This window comes from Kaistia algarum (assembly GCF_026343945.1).
Classification (GTDB): domain Bacteria; phylum Pseudomonadota; class Alphaproteobacteria; order Rhizobiales; family Kaistiaceae; genus Kaistia; species Kaistia algarum.
Genome location: NZ_JAPKNJ010000001.1, coordinates 2,486,951 through 2,504,148, shown reverse-complemented (window position 1 = coordinate 2,504,148; position 17,198 = coordinate 2,486,951). Strand labels below are relative to the sequence as shown.

Annotated in this window: 18 protein-coding genes; 7 read left to right on the top strand and 11 right to left on the bottom strand. The window is 65.6% G+C overall.

Annotation, left to right across the window (positions count from 1 at the left end; translation table 11 throughout):
- Positions 1 to 21: 21 nt before the first annotated feature.
- Positions 22 to 1,065: a substrate-binding domain-containing protein gene (locus tag OSH05_RS12050; protein ID WP_104219600.1), complete on the top strand. Its 1,044-nt coding sequence runs from the start codon at positions 22 to 24 to the stop codon at positions 1,063 to 1,065.
- A 5-nt stretch (positions 1,066 to 1,070) separates the two neighbouring features.
- Here OSH05_RS12050 and OSH05_RS12045 read toward each other — a convergent pair whose 3' ends face one another.
- The 7 genes from OSH05_RS12045 to OSH05_RS12015 form a co-directional block, all read right to left on the bottom strand.
- Entirely contained in the window at positions 1,071 to 1,742 is a 672-nt protein-coding gene (locus OSH05_RS12045; RefSeq protein ID WP_104219599.1) for an amino acid ABC transporter permease, read from the bottom strand.
- Complete coding sequence (locus tag OSH05_RS12040) at positions 1,739 to 2,404, bottom strand: amino acid ABC transporter permease (RefSeq protein ID WP_104219598.1); 666 nt, start codon at positions 2,402 to 2,404, stop codon at positions 1,739 to 1,741. The genes OSH05_RS12045 and OSH05_RS12040 overlap by 4 nt, the downstream gene beginning before the upstream one ends.
- A gap of 69 nt (positions 2,405 to 2,473) precedes the next feature.
- Positions 2,474 to 3,295, bottom strand: a complete 822-nt coding sequence (locus tag OSH05_RS12035) for a transporter substrate-binding domain-containing protein (RefSeq protein ID WP_266352282.1) — start codon at positions 3,293 to 3,295, stop codon at positions 2,474 to 2,476.
- Positions 3,296 to 3,494: 199 nt separating this feature from the next.
- On the bottom strand, positions 3,495 to 4,661 hold the full coding sequence (locus OSH05_RS12030; RefSeq protein ID WP_104221462.1) for a mandelate racemase/muconate lactonizing enzyme family protein: 1,167 nt from the start codon (positions 4,659 to 4,661) through the stop codon (positions 3,495 to 3,497).
- Complete coding sequence (locus tag OSH05_RS12025; protein WP_104221463.1) at positions 4,658 to 5,653, bottom strand: transketolase family protein; 996 nt, start codon at positions 5,651 to 5,653, stop codon at positions 4,658 to 4,660. Before OSH05_RS12025 ends, OSH05_RS12030 begins: the two co-directional genes overlap by 4 nt.
- Positions 5,646 to 6,500 (bottom strand): transketolase, encoded by an 855-nt coding sequence (locus tag OSH05_RS12020; RefSeq protein WP_104221464.1) that lies wholly within the window; start codon positions 6,498 to 6,500, stop codon positions 5,646 to 5,648. The genes OSH05_RS12025 and OSH05_RS12020 overlap by 8 nt, the downstream gene beginning before the upstream one ends.
- 3 nt (positions 6,501 to 6,503) lie before the next feature.
- Positions 6,504 to 7,280, bottom strand: a complete 777-nt coding sequence (locus OSH05_RS12015) for an SDR family NAD(P)-dependent oxidoreductase (protein ID WP_104221465.1) — start codon at positions 7,278 to 7,280, stop codon at positions 6,504 to 6,506.
- 197 nt (positions 7,281 to 7,477) lie between these two features.
- Between OSH05_RS12015 and OSH05_RS12010 the strand changes: the two genes are divergently transcribed.
- Genes OSH05_RS12010 through OSH05_RS12000 form a run of 3 tightly spaced genes read left to right on the top strand, consistent with a single transcriptional unit; the run spans position 7,478 to position 9,875 of the window.
- The gene (locus OSH05_RS12010; protein ID WP_165801745.1) at positions 7,478 to 7,888 is read left to right on the top strand and encodes a hypothetical protein; all 411 of its coding nucleotides are present in this window, start codon (positions 7,478 to 7,480) and stop codon (positions 7,886 to 7,888) included.
- On the top strand, positions 7,885 to 8,436 hold the full coding sequence (locus OSH05_RS12005) for a hypothetical protein (protein ID WP_104221467.1): 552 nt from the start codon (positions 7,885 to 7,887) through the stop codon (positions 8,434 to 8,436). Before OSH05_RS12010 ends, OSH05_RS12005 begins: the two co-directional genes overlap by 4 nt.
- A 2-nt stretch (positions 8,437 to 8,438) precedes the next feature.
- Positions 8,439 to 9,875 (top strand): SGNH/GDSL hydrolase family protein, encoded by a 1,437-nt coding sequence (locus OSH05_RS12000; protein ID WP_104221468.1) that lies wholly within the window; start codon positions 8,439 to 8,441, stop codon positions 9,873 to 9,875.
- A 6-nt stretch (positions 9,876 to 9,881) separates the two neighbouring features.
- On the opposite strand, the gene OSH05_RS11995 is transcribed toward OSH05_RS12000, so the two are convergent.
- Entirely contained in the window at positions 9,882 to 11,468 is a 1,587-nt protein-coding gene (locus tag OSH05_RS11995; protein WP_104221469.1) for an O-antigen polymerase, read from the bottom strand.
- Positions 11,469 to 11,609: 141 nt separating this feature from the next.
- Between OSH05_RS11995 and OSH05_RS11990 the strand changes: the two genes are divergently transcribed.
- Positions 11,610 to 12,242, top strand: a complete 633-nt coding sequence (locus OSH05_RS11990) for an SGNH/GDSL hydrolase family protein (protein WP_104221470.1) — start codon at positions 11,610 to 11,612, stop codon at positions 12,240 to 12,242.
- A 15-nt stretch (positions 12,243 to 12,257) separates the two neighbouring features.
- Here OSH05_RS11990 and OSH05_RS11985 read toward each other — a convergent pair whose 3' ends face one another.
- Genes OSH05_RS11985 through OSH05_RS11975 form a run of 3 tightly spaced genes read right to left on the bottom strand, consistent with a single transcriptional unit; the run spans position 12,258 to position 15,165 of the window.
- On the bottom strand, positions 12,258 to 13,190 hold the full coding sequence (locus tag OSH05_RS11985; protein WP_104221471.1) for a prephenate/arogenate dehydrogenase family protein: 933 nt from the start codon (positions 13,188 to 13,190) through the stop codon (positions 12,258 to 12,260).
- Positions 13,190 to 14,332: a histidinol-phosphate transaminase gene (gene hisC, locus OSH05_RS11980; RefSeq protein WP_104221472.1), complete on the bottom strand. Its 1,143-nt coding sequence runs from the start codon at positions 14,330 to 14,332 to the stop codon at positions 13,190 to 13,192. Before hisC ends, OSH05_RS11985 begins: the two co-directional genes overlap by 1 nt.
- Positions 14,329 to 15,165, bottom strand: coding sequence for a chorismate mutase (locus tag OSH05_RS11975; RefSeq protein WP_104221473.1), 837 nt, complete (start codon positions 15,163 to 15,165; stop codon positions 14,329 to 14,331). Before OSH05_RS11975 ends, hisC begins: the two co-directional genes overlap by 4 nt.
- Positions 15,166 to 15,363: 198 nt before the next feature.
- Between OSH05_RS11975 and metX the strand changes: the two genes are divergently transcribed.
- Positions 15,364 to 16,551, top strand: a complete 1,188-nt coding sequence (gene metX / locus OSH05_RS11970; protein WP_104221474.1) for a homoserine O-acetyltransferase MetX — start codon at positions 15,364 to 15,366, stop codon at positions 16,549 to 16,551.
- Positions 16,548 to 17,177 carry a methionine biosynthesis protein MetW gene (gene metW, locus OSH05_RS11965; RefSeq protein WP_104221475.1) on the top strand — a complete coding sequence of 210 codons (630 nt, stop codon included), beginning with the start codon at positions 16,548 to 16,550 and terminating at the stop codon, positions 17,175 to 17,177. Before metX ends, metW begins: the two co-directional genes overlap by 4 nt.
- The last annotated feature ends 21 nt before the right edge of the window (positions 17,178 to 17,198 follow it).

Genomic DNA, 17,198 nt, shown 5'->3' with positions numbered 1-17,198 from the left:
ACAAACGAGGAACGGGACGCGATGACCAAGCCGGCGGGGGGCAAGAGCGGAAGCGGAGGTCCGCGCCTTGGCATGAAGGAGATCGCCCGGCGCGCCGGGGTGGCGCCGATGACGGTTTCGCGGGCGCTGGCCAATCCGGAAAAGGTCTCGCCCGAGACGCGGGCGCGGATCATGGAGGTGATCGAGCGCGAGGGCTTTATCCGCAACCAGCTCGCCTCTTCCATGTCCTCGCTGCGCAGCCGCCGCAGCATCATCGGCACGATGGTGCCGCCGCTGATCAATTCCGGCATCGCCGAGCAGGTGCAGGGCATGACCGACGCCTGCCACGAGGCAGGCTACCAGTTGCTGCTGATCCAGGGCGATTTCGACGAGCAGGCCGAGGACCGGGCGATCCGCTCCCTGCTCGGCTGGCAGCCGGCGGGGCTCATTCTCCAGGCTTTCGTGCAGTCTCCAGCGGCGCGGCACTTGCTGGCAGCAGGCGACTATGCCGTCGTCGAGATCAGCGAAATCCAAGGCCGCGAGCCGATCGACATGGCCGTCGGCGTCTCCAATTTCGACACCGCCTATGCGATGACCGTCCATCTCGTCGACCGGGGCTATCGGCGGATCGGTTTTGTATCCACGCCGATGCACGGCAATGACCGCCTGCAGCAGCGGCGCATCGGCTATCAGGCGGCGCTCGCCGATCGCGGCCACCTCTATCCGCAAAGCCTCGAGATCGAGGTGCCGATCACGCCGCAGGGCGGCGCCGAGGCACTGACCGCCCTCGTCGAGCGCGATACGGCGCTGGATGTCGTCTTCTGCTCCAGCGACACGCTGGCCATCGGCGCCGTGCAGGAATGCCATCGTCGGGGCTGGAAGATCCCGGAGCGCCTCGCCATCGCCGGCTATGGCGACATGGACCTCGCCGCGCAGCTTTTCCCCCGCCTCACCACCGTTCGCGTCCCGCGCTACGACATGGGCCGCCAGGCGGTCGAGCAATTGCTGCGACGCCTCAAAGGCGAGACGGACGTCCCGAGGATCACGCCGATCGGCTTTGAGATCATCGACCGCGAAAGTACCTGAATACGTCACAGGGCGACGCGCCGTTCGCGCCCCGTGATCAGACGGCGTTCCAGATATTGGCCGAGCAGCGACAGTGGCCAGCAGAGCGCGAAGTAGATGGCGGCCACGGTGCCGAACACGAGCACAGGCTGGAACGTCACCGTGTTGATCATCGTTCCCGTGCGCGACAGTTCGACGAGGCCGATCAACGAGGCGACTGACGTCGTCTTCACGATCTGCACCATGAAGCCGACCGTCGGCGGCAGGCTGAGCAGCGCGGCCTGCGGAAGGATGACAAGGCGCAGCGTTGCGAGATAGCGCAGGCCCAGCGAGGTCGATGCCTCCCACTGACCCTTGGACACGGCTTCGATCGATCCGCGGAAGATCTCGCCGAAGAAGGCAGCACTGTTAAGGCAGAAGGTGATGGCCGCGGCCGGCCATGGATCGGGCCGGAGGCCGATGAAGGACGAGCCGTAATAGACCATGAAGAGCTGGATCAGGATCGGCGTCGACTGCATGAAGCTGACATAGCCGGCCGCCAGATGCCGCAGCCACGGCCACGGCCCGACGCGGAGCGCCGCGATCAGGAGGCCGAGCGCACCGCCGCCGGCAAAAGCGACGACCGAAAGCAGCAGTGTCCACCGGGCGGAAAGCAGCAGAAAATAAATCTCGGAAGGACCGAATTCTCGCAGGCTCATGTCTTCCACCGGAACAGGAATCGGGAAGCGAGGCGAAAGACAAGATCGCAGACGCGCACCAGTACGAAGTAGATCACCGCGATGACGATATAGATCTCGAAATTGCGGAACGTCTGCATCGCCATGTTGTTGGCAATGGCTGTCAGTTCCTCTGCCGCGATCGCCGAGACGATCGAGGTGCCGAGAAGTTGCAGGATGAACTGGCTGGTCAGGGCCGGATAGACGGCGCGCACTGCCGGAACCATGATCACATGGCGGATGATCTGGCGGCGCGACAGGCCGAGCGACTTCGCCGCCTCGATCTGGCCGCCCGGTATTGACTGGATGCCGGCGCGAAGAATTTCGGTAGCATAGGCGCCGAGATGGATCGAAAGGGCGAGGATCGCCGCCTGATCGCTCGAAAGGCGCAAGCCCAGCAGCGGCAACGAGAAGAAGACGAAATAGAGCTGCACCAGCAGCGGCGTATTGCGGATGATCTCGACATAGGCCCCGATCAGAGCGCGAAGCCAGAGCGGACCGAAGCTGCGCCCGAGCGCGCCGAGAACGCCGATGACGAAGCCGACCGCGACCGAGGCCGCGGTCAGTTCCATCGTTCGCCAGACGCCGTAAAGAAACTCCGGCCAGCGAGCCAGGATCGGGCCGAACTGAAAGACGTAGTTCATTCCGGCTCCCGCTGCGTAGGAGGAGGAGCGATAAGGCCGTAGGCGGCCCTGTCGCGGCTAGCTAGGGCGTCAGAACGTCGGCAGGGTCGGCAGCGGTGTCTTGCGGTATTTCTGCGACAGACGATCGAGCGTGCCGTCCTGGCGCAGCGTGAAGATGAAGGTGTTCAGCCATTGCAGCAGCTGCGGGCTGTCCTTGCGCACGCCGATGCCGAAGTAGAACGTCTTCAGGACGTATTTCAGCTCGAAATCATCGCCCTTGGCGCTCTTCTTCAGATAGATGTCGCCATAGTCGCCTCCGCCCATCGCGTCGATCTGACCGGAGAGCATGGCCTGCGAGATCGAGGCATAATCGTCGAAACGCAGGATCTCAATGCCGGGATTATCCTTCGCCGCGGCGGTCAGCAGACCATCCTCGCCGGTGCCGCGCGTCACGCCGACCTTGAGCCCAACCAGATCCTTCGCCGACTTGATATTGACGCTCTTCGGCGCCAGCACGACGGAGGATTGCGACGCATAGGGGATGGTGAAAGCCACCTGCAGCGCCCGCTCCGCCGTGATCGAGAAGATCGACACGACGAGATCGGCCCGGTTGGTGAGCAGCGCCGGAATGCGCCCGGGCGAGGTCACCGTGACGAATTCGACCGGAACACCGAGAGCCTTGCCGATGAGCTGGGCGAGTTCGATGTCGAAGCCGGTCGGCTGCATCTGGTCGTCGATCATGCCATAGGGGGGCGTGGTCGTATCGACGGCGATCACCACCTTGCCATTCGAGATGATGCTGTCGGTGGTGGTCTCGGCAAAGCCGGCGGCGGGCAGAGCGGCCAGGGCGGCGAGCCCGACAAAGGCCATCATGGCGCCGCGCAGCACGGCCCGGCGGGGTCGGTTCAGCATGGATAATCCTCCCTTGGGTCCCGGCCCGCGTCTGGCGGAGTCCGGGCTCGGCGTTTCCTCGTGGTGCGGTATCGGATGCTGGTCCGGCAAAGCCGCCGCATCTCTTCTTGCTCAACTCCCGGTACGCAACAGGCCGGGCGTTCTTCATAAGACGAACATACTATTATAAAGATATCAAGCGACTTGCGCCCCGCCGGCGTCAGCCGCGCTTGCGCGAACCAAGGCGCTTCTCCCAGCCCTCGGCATGGACGTTCAGATAGGCGGCCGGATCATAGGGATGGGCGAGCGCCACGGCGTCGTTGAGTTCGAGCCCGAGGCCCGGCGCATCGGGGAGCGACAGATGGCCGGTCTCCGGGTCGATCACCGGATGCCAGGTCACGAGTTCTTGCGTCCAGGGCTCGTTGAACGCGTCGAAATGTTCCTGGATCAGGAAATTGGGGACACAGGCGGCGAGTTGCAGGCATACAGCGGTGGCCACGGGGCCACCGCTCTGATGCGGGGCGATATAGCTGCCGTGGGCGAGCGCCAGATTGGCGACGGCCATCGTATTGCCGATGCCGCCAAGCGACATGGGCTCGGGCTGGAAGATGTTGACGCCGCCTCGCTCGGCCAGCGTGTAGAACTGGCCGACGGTGTCATACATTTCACCGGTCGCGACCGGGATCGGGCTCGCCCTGCCGACGGAATGCACCGTTTCCTGCCGGTCGCGGCTGGTCGGCTCCTCCCACCAATAGAGTCCGAGCGGCGCAAGACGATGCGCCGCGCGGATCGCCTCGATCTCGGTGAAGCGGGCATGGACGTCGATCAGGATGCGGGTGTCGGCCGGGAGATTGTCGCGCAGCGCCTTCAATATCTCGTAGGAAAGATCGAGCTCGGCTTCGGAAATGAACCCTTGCGCCGTCCCGAACGGATCGAGCTTCATCGCGTGGAAACCCTTGGCGATCACGCCCTCGGCCGCTTTCAGGAAGGCCTCCGGCGAGCGCTCGGTGCGGTACCAGCCATTGGCATAGCCGAGCACACTGTCGCGCACCCTTCCGCCGAGAAGCTGGTGGATCGGCACGCCGAGCGACTTGCCGAGAATGTCCCAGCAGGCGACTTCGACCGCCGCGATCGCCGTGCGGTGGATATGGCCGCCGTCAAGCGAAACGCTGTCGAGCATCTTCTTCGCCAGAGCCGTGATGCGTCTCGGATCTTCGCCGATCACGAGATGCTCCAGTTCGCGCACAGCCGCTTCGGTGGTGCGGATGAAGCCGTTCAACGTGCCCTCGCCGAGGCCGGTAATGCCGGCATCGGTATGGAGGCGAACAAAGAGCCAATTCTTCCAGCCAGCGCCGACGAGGAAGGTCTCGATCTCCGTGATCTTCATGCCCTGCCCTCCCCGGCGGCGACCAGATCTTCCGTGGTGATGCGATAGCGCTTCTGCAGCGTGGGCACGGCACCGCATTCGATATAGCGATCCGGCAGGCCGATCCGCGTCAGCCTTTTCGAGACACCGCCCTCGAATAGAGCCTCGGCGACCAGCGAGGCGAGCCCGCCGGAGACGACGTGGTTCTCCGCCGTGACGACACGTTTTACTTTGCCGGCAAAATCGACCGCTGCTTCGGCATCGAAGGGCTTCAGGCTCGGCACGTGCAGCACGCCCGCGGAAATGCCCTTGGCTTCCAGCGCCGCCGCCGCGTCGATCGCCCGCTCGGTCATGAAGCCGGTCGAGATGAAGCCGACATCGCCGCCCTCCCGCACCAGCCGCGCCTTGCCGATCTCGAATTCGAAACCCTCCGGCTCGAACACGACCGGCACCTTGCCACGCAACAGCCGCATATAGACGGGCCCCGGATGGGCGGCAGCGGCGCGGGTCGCAGCCTGGATCTCGGTCGCATCGCACGGGTCGATGACGGCGAGCCCGGGGATGAGCCGCATCAGCCCGGTATCCTCGATCGCCTGATGCGTGCCGCCATAGCCGGTGGTGAGGCCCGGAAGACCGGCGACGATCTTCACCGGCAGATTCGAATGGGCACAGGCGATGGCGACGAAATCATAGGCCCGCCGCGACGCGAACACGCCATAGGTGGTCGCGAAGGGCGTGAAGCCGGTGCGCGCCAGCCCCGCCGCCGCCGCGATCAGATTCTGCTCGGCCATGCCCATATTGAAGAATCGATCCGGGAAGGCGTCGCGAAACGGCAATATGTCGGTATATTTGCCGAGATCCGCCGTCAGCCCGACGATATCAGACCGTTCGGCGCCCAGCGCGGCGAGCGCCAGGCCGAAGGGGGCATCGACGGTTGGACGGCTGCCCGTCGCCTCGTCGCGGCCCATCGCCCGCGTGAAGACGCGCTCCGGATGTCGTGCTGCCTCAGCCATGCTTGGCCGCCTCCGTCTCGAGTTCGACCATCAGCTGATCCCATTCGCCGCCATCGACGCGGATGAAATGTGCCTTCTCGCGCGCCATCAGGGTCGGAATGCCAAAGCCGGGCTTGGTCCGCAGCACGATCGCATGCGGCTTGCCCGCTCGTGCCCGCGCGCGATGCAGCGCCTCGACGACCGCCGCCATGTCGTTGCCGTCGATTTCCTGCGTCGCCCAGCCGAAGGCGCGCCATTTATCAGCGACCGGCTCCATGTCGAGCACCAGGGCGCCATCGGCCTGGATGCCGTTGCAATCGATGAGGGCGACGAGATTGTCGAGGCCGAAATGGCTGCCCGACATCGCCGCCTCCCACGTCGAGCCCTCCTGCATCTCGCCATCGGAAAGCTCGCAGAAGATGCGCGCCGTCGAGCCCTTGGTGCGAAGGCCGAGCGCCATGCCGATCGCCTGGCCGAGGCCATGGCCGAGCGAGCCGCCGATCATCTCGACGCCCGGCGTCGTATCGATCGTCGACATGTCGAGCCGGCTGTCATCGGCGCCGTAACTGGTCAATTCCTCAGGCGCGAAGATCCCGGCCTCGGCGAGTGCTGCCCAGAGCGCGATCGAATAATGCCCGGTCGAGAGCAGGAAGCGGTCGCGGTCCTCGGCATGGAGGTCGGCCGGATCCCAGCGCAATTCGTGGAAATAGATCGCCGCCAGCGTATCGGCGATGCCGAGGCCCTGGCCGACATAGCCCTGCCCCGGCCCGCGCGCCATCACCAGCATGTGCCGGCGCATCGCCTGCGCATGGGCCTTGAGCGCCGCTAAATCCGCCGTTTCCGGCGGATGGTTGGTCGAAAGAGCCATGCTTCAGTCCCTGTCCATGCCGCCGGAGGCATTGAGCCGTTCGGCCGTGATGTAGTCGGGGGCATCGAGCGCCAGCCACAGGACGGTGGCGGCGACCTCGTCGATCCGGGCACGCCGGCCGAGCGGCGCGCGGCGCGTGCGCTCGGCAATGAAGGCGTCGAAATCCTCGCGACCCTCGGCGCGCGCCAGATCACGCTCGGTGGAGCGCTGCATTTCCGTATCCATCATGCCGGGCGCGACGGAATTGACCGTGATACCGAACGGCGCCAGCGCGATAGCGCTCGACCGCGTGATCGAATCGACGCCGGCCTTCGACGCCGCATAGGCCGCGTAGTTCGGCAGCGCCATGCGCGAACCGGGCGAGGTGATGTTGACGATCCGGCCGCCGCCCTGCCGTTTCAACACCAGAGCGGCGACCTTGGTCATCATCGCCAGCGCCGTCACGTTGATCGCCAGCGTCTTCTGCCAGAGCGCCGCGCTCATCTCGAAAAACGGCTCGATCGCGCCGAAGCCGGCATTGTTGACGAGGACGTCGAGCCCGCCCCATTCGGCCTCGATCCGGCCGATCACGGCCTCGGCCGCGCCATCCGCGGTGAGGTCCTGCGCGATGGAAAGGCTGCGGGCACTGGCCGGCAGCCCCAATCGCGTCGCCTCGATTCCGGCCGCGTCGCGGTCGACCAGCGCCACGGCGACGCCCCGCGCCGCGAAGCCCATGGCCAGTTCCCGTCCAAGCCCGGCACCGGCCCCCGTAATGACCGCCCTCTTCTGGTCCTCCGACACGCTTCTTCCTCCCGTTTTGCCGCATGGTAGCGTTATCATGTTCCGCGAGTCAACGACGCTAGGCGACCGCAAGCGATAATGCAGCAGCCAGGCCGAAGCCCTTCCCGATCGAATCTACGTGACTTATGCAATCTTTGGTTGTATATCAGAGTTGTACGCGTCATCCTCAGATGGACGCCCCTCCCCCAGAGATCATGATGCCGATCCGAACCGATATCTCGCTGTGGCGCGGCAATAATGCGCCCGACCTCATCTGGACGCTGCCGGACACCATACCCTCCGGCGCCAGCTATTCCCTCACCGTCGCCGCGGGCGGGCAGATCCTCTTCTCGCGCGAAACACCCTCGGGCTCGCTCGGACTCGATACCGAGGCGAAGGAGCTTCGCTGGACGCCGACCCTCGCCGAATCCCGCCTCGTTCCCGCCGGCCGCGTCGCGACCTACGAGATCGAACAGCGCGTCGGCGACATCGAGACAACCCTGGTCTTCGGCTCGATCACGGGCCTTGGCGGCGGCAATTCCGATGCCGGCTCGCCGGCCGGCGCGACGATGCTCGACGCGGCCGATCCCGACAACATTCCCCTCTTCCTGCTTGGATGGCTTGCATGAGTACAGCGCTCTCCACCCGGCCGATCCGCGACGGCGTCGGCAATCCCTTCCTCCAGCGCGTGCTCGACGCCTCGGGCACCGGCGCCGGCCCCTTCCTGCCGGTGCAGGCGATCGCAGGGCCGGAGGATGGCCTGCCGATCGACCTCGCCGCCCTGTTCGAGGCACTGTCGGGAGCAGTTGAGGCCGCCGCCGACCGGGTCGTTGCCTCGCTGGCGGCACTGCCGGCGCCTGACGCCGCCTTCGTGCCGCATGGCCATCAGTCGGTCATCGTGACCAGCACCGCACAGACTTTGGCGGCGCTACTGACAGCTGCCGGCGGCGCAATCGCGGCCATTCCCGCCGGCACGAAGCTCGTCTATCTCCAGCCCCGCGCTGATGGCATCCGCTATGCCCATGGCGGTACGGTGCCGACTCTGGCGACCGACGCCACCGGCATCGGCACGGTCTTGTTCGAAGGGGCGCAATATCCGCTCCGCCTCGGGGATTTCGCGACGTTGCGGCTGATCGCGCCGTCAAACACGGTCCTCTCAATCGAATTCCGGGGTTGATCATGGACGCCATCCTGACCCCGCCGACCCGCCTTGCCGAAACGCTCGGCACGAAGCTTCGCCGCCTTGCGCAAGGGGCCGATCGCGGCAATCCGACGGCGAACCTGCCGTGGAAAGCGCCCGGGGCCTATGTCCAGGGCACGGCTTACAAGCCCGGCAATGTCGTCGCCTCCGGCGGCAACTGGTATGTCGCCGCCAATACCTCGACCAGTGTCGGCGCTGCGGGGCCGACCCACGCGACCGCCGATCCGGTCTTTGACGGATCCGGCTCGACCGGCACGCTCTGGTCCTATTGCGGACCGGCGCAGATGGCGACCGACGACGCGGCCGCGCCGACCCTTTCGATCGCGGCGAGCCCGACACTCCCCAATCTCTACCGGCCGAACGCCCATCCCGACCGCTTTCGCGTCCTCGGCGCCAGCCCCTCGGCCTATCTGACGTCGCGCTGGCAATTCGATGTGTTTCAGTCGAAGGCGGGAACGACGGTGCAGGGCCTCTCCACCAGCGTCGAATTCATGATCGACGAGGGCCAGTTCGAGATCGAGCAGATCGCCGCCACCAACGGAATCGCGATTCTGGTGGACGGCCGCTTCCTGTCGGCGGATGCGATCGTCTCCGCCGCTACCGACCAATGGATCAAGGTGACCATACCGGGCGGCCGGCGGACGCACAGGATCGAGATCCGGGGCGACCGACGCGGGTGGTATTTCGGCGGCGTGCGCCTCTCCGCCACCGGCCAGGTCTACGCCCCGCCAGCCGACGACATCGTCCGCGCTGTCTTTATCGAGGATTCGATCGGCGCGGGATCAAGCTATGGTCCCTGGCTCGCCGGCCGGACGCTGCATCGCCAGATCGCCGACCTCCTCGGCATCCGGGACGCCTGGTCGCTCTCCAAGGGCGGCACCGGCTATCTCGCCAAGGACACGGACGGACTTTCCTATTCCTATGGCGAACGCCTTGCCCAGGTCGCCGCGCTGAAGCCGGACATCGCGTTCTTCGCCGGCTCGTCGAATGATCGCGGCACGGTGCTCGGCAATGCCGCGACGGCCGGCGACATCACTGCCGCCGCGCTGGCATCGTTCCGTTCGCTGCGTAATTTGGGATTCGCGGGCCCGATCGTCGTCTTCGGACTCGTCTCGATCGACGACAGCGCCGCCGTCTCGACGCAGAAGATCGCCTATGTCGAGCAGGCCGTCGCCGACGCGGTCACCGCTTTCGGCGATGCGAGCTGCTGGTTCGTGCCCGTGCGCAACGATCCGGTCGGCGCCTGGGTGACGGGGGCGTGGAATTACGGCACGCAGACGACATCGGCAAATTCCGGTGCCTTCACCAACACTAGCGGCTCCGACAAGACCCACCCCTCCGATCTCGGCAGCGCCTATTACGCCGCGAGGCGCGCGGCGGCGTTTCGGAGGAACGTGCTGACGCGGATGCGGTAGGATACGTCAGCTATCCTGAGAAACGAGGCGCGGCTCGATCGCGCCGAGATCGGGACCTTGGGAGCGCGGCACGGCCACCACCGCGCCGGACCATTGCGACGGCTCGATGCCTGCCGGGTCGCCCCATGGCATGGACAGCCCGATTTCGGGGCTCGGATATCGGCCATGGACGAGGCGCCGTGTCGGCGCTCCGGCACGGCTTGCCAGCGCGAGCCCGCCGGAGAGGACGGTCGCCCAGAAGATGGCCTCGATGAAGAACAGGCTGTGGAACGCCGACCAGATGCAGATCAGCCGCAGCATGGTCACGAAGGACGCCTTGGCCGCCGTCGGCCGTCTCCGCATCGAATCGGAAGCCGCCTGCACTAGGGCACCGAAGAGAAACAGGAAGAGGATCGTCCCGGCGTAGCCGAAATCCGCATAGAGATCCCGTAGGAGCGTGGTCCAGACATTCCCATGATGCCCCTGCGAAATCAGCGGCGCGAACAGCTCATACCGGATATCGGCAAACGACTGCGAGCCGCCGAATATCTTGCCAAGGACCAGGAACGGCTGGGCGAAATTGTAGGATCCATAATAGGGACCCGGAAAATAGGAGCCGAGCGGAACATAGAAGTTCAGCAACTGCGACGAACTGGTGAGATAGCTGAACTGCAGAAGATAGAAGGCCAGGAAGCGGTCATTGACGGCAGCGTCAAGGACCAGATCCGACGGCTTCGCGGCATGCACGATATAGAGCAGGCTAAAGGGATCGCTCCCCGCGCCGTCGCGCTGGACCTGGAACCAGGCGGACGCAATCGAAAGCGGTAGGGCGAGAACGAGGATCGCGATGATGGTGAGCCGCCGCTCCGCCGCCCTACGGGCCGAAGATATGCGTGCCGCCGGCACCAGGCTCCGGCCAAGAAAGAAGGCCACTGCAGCGATGATCAGGACGAAAAGCAGTCCGCCCCGCCCGCCGAGCAGAAGAAGCTGGTACACGCCAATCATGCCGAACGCCATGATGGGCAAGGCCCATGCCTTGAGGCCCACGGTCCAGCGCGACGCAAGCCCCCGATTGTAGAAGAACATCGCGAGCCCGACATAGCTGCAGGACGCCCCGATCGCCGCGACGAGATAGAGCGGCCCGAGATTCGAGGTGGCGGCGGCGAAATTGGCGGCCCGTACCTCGCTGATGTTCGAGACGTCGAGGGCGTCGGAAAACGACATGCCGTTGATGGCGAGCCGGTCCAGGGCTAGCAGCATCTGACAGGCAAGGCCGACCCAGAGCATGATGCCCGTCAGCTTCCGCTGGTCATTCGGCGCGCCCGAGCGCTTCACCGCGACAACAGGCGCCGGAACGGGCGTGAGGATCATCACCATCATGGCGCCGACGGCAAAGGCGGCATGGCACGAGACGATGAAGATCGCCGTCTCACCCTGCATCTCGACGAAATAGTCGAGCAATCCGAATTGCAGCAGCGTGAACTGCACCAGCCAGAACAGGGCGAACCAGCAGTAGGCGGACGCCCAGGCCGACCGTCCGCGCCCGGTAGGGCGAGCGACCGCGGCCGTGCCCACCCATAGCAGCCCGATCGACAGCCAGATCGCGAAGTTCATTCCAGATGCCCGAGAAGAGCTGGATCGATCCCGCGCGACCTCGTCGCGCGGGCACAGGCGGGAAGACGAATCCGACCGCAATCCAGACTTGCACATTGTCAGCGCATAACTCAATAGTTGTATCTCCACGGAGAACAACTCATGCGACAAGCGCTTTCGAAACTCCCGCTGCTCGCCATGAAAAAGCTGCCGGCGACGCCGGCCTATGGTCCGGCGCTATGGGCGTTCGGGCGTATCCGCTCCGGCGGGTCGATGGGCGAACCGATCGTCTTTCTTGGTGACAGCCTGACCTCCGGCGCCGGCCTGCCCTTCCCGGCCGCCTACCCGGCGCTCGTGTCCGAACGGCTGGGCCATCGACGCTTCGTCAATCTCGGCGTCGGCGGCGAGACGTCGAGAGATATCCGGCAGCGCTTCCTGCGCATGCCGGAATTCTTCGGCCATCCGATCGTCATCTGGGCGGGACGCAATAATTATTCGGATGGTTGGTCGGTGGCCTGGGATATCGAGGCTGTGCTGGAGGCAGCCGAAACGCAGCGCTATCTGGTGCTCGCCGTGCCCGCCGGCGATTATCCCAGCGAGCAGCCGGGGGAGCCGGCGCGCCAGGACCTCGCGGAACTCAATGCCGTGCTCGAGTTTCGGTTCGGCCGGCACTTCCTCAATCCGAATAGTGATATCGGCAGGAGTGACCGGCTTGATGCGATTCACCTGAACCGGGACGGCCATCGCAAGATCGCCGCCCGCGTGGCGGACGCGATCCGCGCCGCGGGTTGGTGAGCCTAAGCTGGCCGATCAGGCCTTCGGATCTTCCGTCGCCCGACGCCCAAAATCCGGTGCCGCCGTATCCTGGCCGATCGCGACGATCGAGCGGCGGATGGCGCGGGTGCGAGTGAACAGTTCGAACAGAGTATCGCCGTCGCCGGTGCGGATGGCTCGCGTCAGTTGCGCCAGATCCTCGTTGAACCGGCCGAGCATCTCCAGAACGGCATCCTTGTTGGCAAGGAAGATGTCGCGCCACATGGTCGGGTCGGATGCGGCGATGCGGGTGAAGTCGCGAAAGCCCGAGGCCGAGAACTTCAACACCTCGGAGCGAATGCCGGATTCAAGGTCCGACGCGGTACCGACGATGTTGTAGGCGATAAGATGCGGCAGGTGGCTGGTGATGGCGAGCACCAGATCGTGATGCTCCGCCGACATGGTCTCGACATTGGCGCCGAGCGCCCGCCAGAAAGCCATGAGCTTGTCGACGGCGGCGCGATCCACCGACTCGGCCGGCGTCAGCACGCACCAGCGATTTTGGAACAGATCCACCAGCCCAGCATCGGGGCCGGAATGCTCGGTGCCAGCCAAGGGGTGGCCGGGAATGAAACGGACCGCCGATGGCAGATGCGGCGCCATCGCCTTCATCACCGATACCTTGACCGAGCCGACATCCGAGACGATCGCGCCGGCCTTCAAATGCGGTCCGATGAGCTTGGCGACATCGCCCGATGCGCCCACGGGAACGCAGACGATGACGAGATCGGCATCGCGAACGGCATCGGCCGCTTCGGCGAAATAGCGGTCGCCCAGGCCGAGCTCCTCGGCCCGCCGCAGCGTTGCCGGACTGCGCGTCGAGACCATGATCTCGCCGACAACTCCAGCCCGGCGCGCGGCAAGCGCGATCGAAGCGCCGATATGACCGATGCCGATCAGTGCCAGCCGTTGAAAGAGTGGATCCGCCATCAGGAGGCCGCCCCGTGCAGGAAGGCCTTCAGCCCGGCGATCACCGCCTCATTGGCTTCTGCCGAGCCGATCGTCATCCGGAGCGCGTCCGGCAGATGATAGGAGGTGACGCGGCGCAGGATGATGCCCCGCCCCATCAGGAACGCGTCGGCCTCGGCGGCTGTCCGACCCGGCGTCGCCGGAAAATGGATCAGCACGAAATTGCCGACGCTCGGCGTCACTTCGAGGCCAAGCCCTTCGATCGCCTGCGTCACGCGCGGCAGCCATTCCTCATTATGCGCAACCGCCGCCTCGATATGCGCCTTGTCCTTGACGGCGGCCACACCGGCGGCGGCGGCGGGGATCGACACGTTGAACGGACTGCGCACGCGGTTCAGAGCATCGATCACCTCCGCCGGACCATAGCCCCAGCCGAGGCGCAGGCCCGCAAGCCCGAAGATCTTCGAGAAGGTGCGCGTCATGATGACGTTGGGCGCCGCGCCGGCCAGCTCAATGCCGCTCTCATAATCATTGCGGCGGACATAGTCGGCATAGGCCGCGTCGAGCACGAGCAGGACATGCGGCGGCAACGCAGCGTGCAGGCGGCGGATCTCGCTGAAGGGCAGATAGGTGCCGGTCGGGTTGTTGGGATTGGCGACGAAGACGACGCGCGTCTTCTCGCTGACACGATCGAGGATCGCGTCGACATAGGTAGTGAAACCCTTCTCGGGCGCCGCGACCGGCGTCGCCCCCGCGGCCTGGATGATGATCGGATAGACGTTGAAGCCGTGTAGCGAGTGGATCGCCTCGTCGCCGGGGCCCAGATAGGTATGGCCGATCATATAGAGCACGTCGTCGGAGCCGGCGCCGGCGATGATCCGGGCCGGGTTGATGCCATAGGCCTCGCCGATCGCCTCGCGCAGCGCCGTCGCCGCACCGTCGGGATAGATTTCGAGCGACGACGCTGCGTCCTGAAACGCGGCGATCGCGGCTGGGCTCGGCCCGAGCGGGGTCTCGTTCGAGGAGAGCTTGAACACCTTGGTGCCGCCCGTCGCCTTCGACTTGCCAGGCACATAGGGCGCGATCTCAAGGATGCCGGCGCGTGGGCTCGGCCGATCGGTCGGCCGCGCCGCAGGGGGTAGGCCCGTCGAATTCTTGGTCATGGAAGAACTCCCGCCTCGTCGAGGCGCTGATAGAGAACCGGATCGGCCGCCTCGTCGCCAAGGCTGATGCCGCGAAACAGAGCGCCGACCCGCGCTAGATCCTCAAGGCCGGCGCGCGAGGCGATCGCCGCCACCGGCGCACCCGCCGGGAAGGCGACCAGCCGCTCGCGCCCGGAACTCGCCAACACCGTGCCGCCCGCCGCGCGAACCGCCGCATCCGGATCGGACCCGACGGCTGCCGCCGCAAACAGGATGAGATCGGGCGGCGTCGGATCAGCAAGCTCGGGCGAGATCACCAGCGCCGGATGCTCCGCCGGACGGCCGCCGACACGGATGAACGGCGAGAGCGCCATGATCCGCGGCGCGGACGGACGTCCGAGCGCGCGCCACCAGGCGCCGGCGGAGGCAGGCTGGTGAAGCGAGACGACGCCGAGATCAGTGCCGCTTTCCTTGATGTGGTTGATGGTCGAGAGCGCGTCGCCCTGCCGGTGCAGCGCAACGGTGAAGCCGAACAGAAACCGCGCTACGTCGCGCGTCTGGTCCGGATGCACGCCGCCATCATAGGCGACGTCGAACGAGGCCTGCATGCGCGTGAACGTCGTGATGATCTCGCGCCAGATATGCTCGGCCGTCCAGAGCGGCAGCGCGCCCTCGTGGCGGGCAACGAGCCGGCGCATCATGTCGGCCTCGCGCCCCGGGCGGAACGCGGCGCCCGGCCGACTGGTGCCCTTGACGCGGATGAGCGAAGAAATCGCCGTTCCGCGCTCCATCAGGCAGGCATGCATCTCGCCATCCAGCCGGTCGATGGTCGCCCGGATTTCGGCGAGCTTCATGGCGTCGGGTTCGCTCGCAGGGCCTGGATCGCGGGGGGGCATGGCTCGTCATCTGCAGCTAGGTGGAAGGGATCGCACAGGCGACCGGCGGGGGCCGATTCATAGGCAAGCGCCGGAGCGAAATCAAAGAAAACATTGACAGTGCCGAACCCCCGACCCTAGCTAATCGCCCCTTTCCTAGCGGTCCAGAACCGAACCATGGCCACTCCCCGGCAACCGGCGCCGCCCTCCGGCGCGAGCCAGGCGCGAAGCGAAGCCGATACCCCCTCCAGTCGCATCATGCGATTCGGCGAAGCGCAGCCGCTGATCCTCGAATCCGGCAGCCGGATCGAGCAGCTCCAGATCGCCTACCAGACTTATGGATCGCTCAACGCCGATCGTTCCAACGCCATCCTCGTCTGCCACGCCTTGACCGGCGACCAGCATGTCGCGAGCGAGAACCCGGTCACCGGCAAGCCCGGCTGGTGGGAGACGATGGTAGGTCCGGGAAAGCCGATCGACACCGATCGCTTCTTCGTCGTCTGCTCCAATGTCGTCGGCGGCTGCATGGGCACGACCGGTCCGGCCTCGACCAATCCGGCCACCGGCCAACCCTATGGTCTCGACCTGCCGCTCATCACCATCCCCGACATGGTGCGCGCCCAGGCGATGCTGATCGACGCGCTCGGCATCGAGCGTCTCTTCTGCGTCGCCGGCGGCTCGATGGGCGGCATGCAGGTGCTGCAATGGGCGGCGCGCTATCCGGACCGCGTGCGCAACGCGCTGCCGATCGCCGCCGGACCACGCCATTCCTCGCAGAACATCGCCTTCCACGAGGTTGGCCGGCAGGCGATCATGGCCGATCCCGATTGGCGTGGCGGACATTATCTCGCCGAGGAGACGAGCCCGAGAAAGGGCCTCGCCGTCGCCCGCATGGCCGCTCATATCACCTATATGTCCGACGAAGGCCTGCACCGGAAATTCGGCCGCAAGCTGCAGGATCGCGACCACATTGCCTTCGGCTTCGACGCGGATTTCCAGATCGAATCCTATCTTCGCCACCAGGGCCTTTCCTTCGTCGAGCGCTTCGACGCCAATTCCTATCTCTATGTGACGCGCGCGATGGACTATTTCGACCTCGCCGCCGACTATGGCGGCCGGCTCGCCAACGCCTTCCTCGGGACGAAGACGCGCTTCTGCGTCGTCTCCTTCACCTCCGACTGGCTGTTTCCCACCATCGAGAGCAAATCGGTCGTGCGGGCGCTGAATGCGGCCGGCGCCGAAGTGTCCTTTGTCGAGATCGAGACCGACCGCGGCCACGACGCCTTCCTGCTCGACGAGCCGGTCCTATTCGCGACGGTGCGCGGCTTTCTCTCCACGGCAGCGAACGGAGACGGATCGCCATGACGAGCGGATCCAATCCTCGCGGCCACTCGCCACGCGTCGACCTTCTGGTCATTGCCGAACTCGTCGAGCGCGGCAGCCGCGTCCTCGATGTCGGCTGCGGCGACGGGGAGCTTCTGAAGCTGCTGATCGATACGCGCGGCGTTCATGGCCGCGGCATCGAAATATCGCAGGACGGGGTCAATGAAAGCCTCGCCCGCGGCCTTTCCGTGATCCAGGGCGACGCCGACACCGACCTGATCGACTATCCCGACGATGCGTTCGACTATGTCGTGCTGAGTCAGACGATCCAGGCAACGCAGAATCCGCGCCGCGTGCTTGGCGAGATGCTGCGCATCGGCGGCAAGGCCATCGTGTCCTTCCCGAATTTCGGCCATTGGAGCGTGCGCACCTCGCTCGGCTTCAAGGGCCGGATGCCGGTGACCGAGAACCTGCCCTATAGCTGGTACGACACGCCCAACATCCATTTCTGCACCATCCGCGATTTCGTCGATCTTTGCCGCGACATCGATGCGCATATCGAGAAGGCCGTGGCGCTCGGGGCCGGCGGCCAGCGCATGACGCTGAACGCGCCATGGTGGTTCTGGAACCTTTTCGGCCAGCAAGCGGTGTTCCTGCTGTCGCGCTGAAGGCCGCGCGCTATATAGTCC

What these genes read in the sequence shown, in the direction of transcription:
- OSH05_RS11990 (WP_104221470.1), top strand. Translation starts at nt 11,610, where the DNA reads ATGCGACAAGCGCTTTCGAAACTCCCGCTGCTCGCCATGAAAAAGCTG.
- OSH05_RS12050 (WP_104219600.1), top strand. Translation starts at nt 22, where the DNA reads ATGACCAAGCCGGCGGGGGGCAAGAGCGGAAGCGGAGGTCCGCGCCTT.
- OSH05_RS12000 (WP_104221468.1), top strand. Translation starts at nt 8,439, where the DNA reads ATGGACGCCATCCTGACCCCGCCGACCCGCCTTGCCGAAACGCTCGGC.
- OSH05_RS12045 (WP_104219599.1), bottom strand. Translation starts at nt 1,742, where the DNA reads ATGAGCCTGCGAGAATTCGGTCCTTCCGAGATTTATTTTCTGCTGCTT.
- OSH05_RS12035 (WP_266352282.1), bottom strand. Translation starts at nt 3,295, where the DNA reads ATGCTGAACCGACCCCGCCGGGCCGTGCTGCGCGGCGCCATGATGGCC.
- OSH05_RS12030 (WP_104221462.1), bottom strand. Translation starts at nt 4,661, where the DNA reads ATGAAGATCACGGAGATCGAGACCTTCCTCGTCGGCGCTGGCTGGAAG.
- OSH05_RS11985 (WP_104221471.1), bottom strand. Translation starts at nt 13,190, where the DNA reads ATGGCGGATCCACTCTTTCAACGGCTGGCACTGATCGGCATCGGTCAT.
- OSH05_RS12020 (WP_104221464.1), bottom strand. Translation starts at nt 6,500, where the DNA reads ATGGCTCTTTCGACCAACCATCCGCCGGAAACGGCGGATTTAGCGGCG.
- metW (WP_104221475.1), top strand. Translation starts at nt 16,548, where the DNA reads ATGACGAGCGGATCCAATCCTCGCGGCCACTCGCCACGCGTCGACCTT.
- OSH05_RS12040 (WP_104219598.1), bottom strand. Translation starts at nt 2,404, where the DNA reads ATGAACTACGTCTTTCAGTTCGGCCCGATCCTGGCTCGCTGGCCGGAG.
- hisC (WP_104221472.1), bottom strand. Translation starts at nt 14,332, where the DNA reads ATGACCAAGAATTCGACGGGCCTACCCCCTGCGGCGCGGCCGACCGAT.
- OSH05_RS12025 (WP_104221463.1), bottom strand. Translation starts at nt 5,653, where the DNA reads ATGGCTGAGGCAGCACGACATCCGGAGCGCGTCTTCACGCGGGCGATG.
- OSH05_RS11995 (WP_104221469.1), bottom strand. Translation starts at nt 11,468, where the DNA reads ATGAACTTCGCGATCTGGCTGTCGATCGGGCTGCTATGGGTGGGCACG.
- OSH05_RS11975 (WP_104221473.1), bottom strand. Translation starts at nt 15,165, where the DNA reads ATGAAGCTCGCCGAAATCCGGGCGACCATCGACCGGCTGGATGGCGAG.
- OSH05_RS12005 (WP_104221467.1), top strand. Translation starts at nt 7,885, where the DNA reads ATGAGTACAGCGCTCTCCACCCGGCCGATCCGCGACGGCGTCGGCAAT.
- metX (WP_104221474.1), top strand. Translation starts at nt 15,364, where the DNA reads ATGGCCACTCCCCGGCAACCGGCGCCGCCCTCCGGCGCGAGCCAGGCG.
- OSH05_RS12010 (WP_165801745.1), top strand. Translation starts at nt 7,478, where the DNA reads ATGCCGATCCGAACCGATATCTCGCTGTGGCGCGGCAATAATGCGCCC.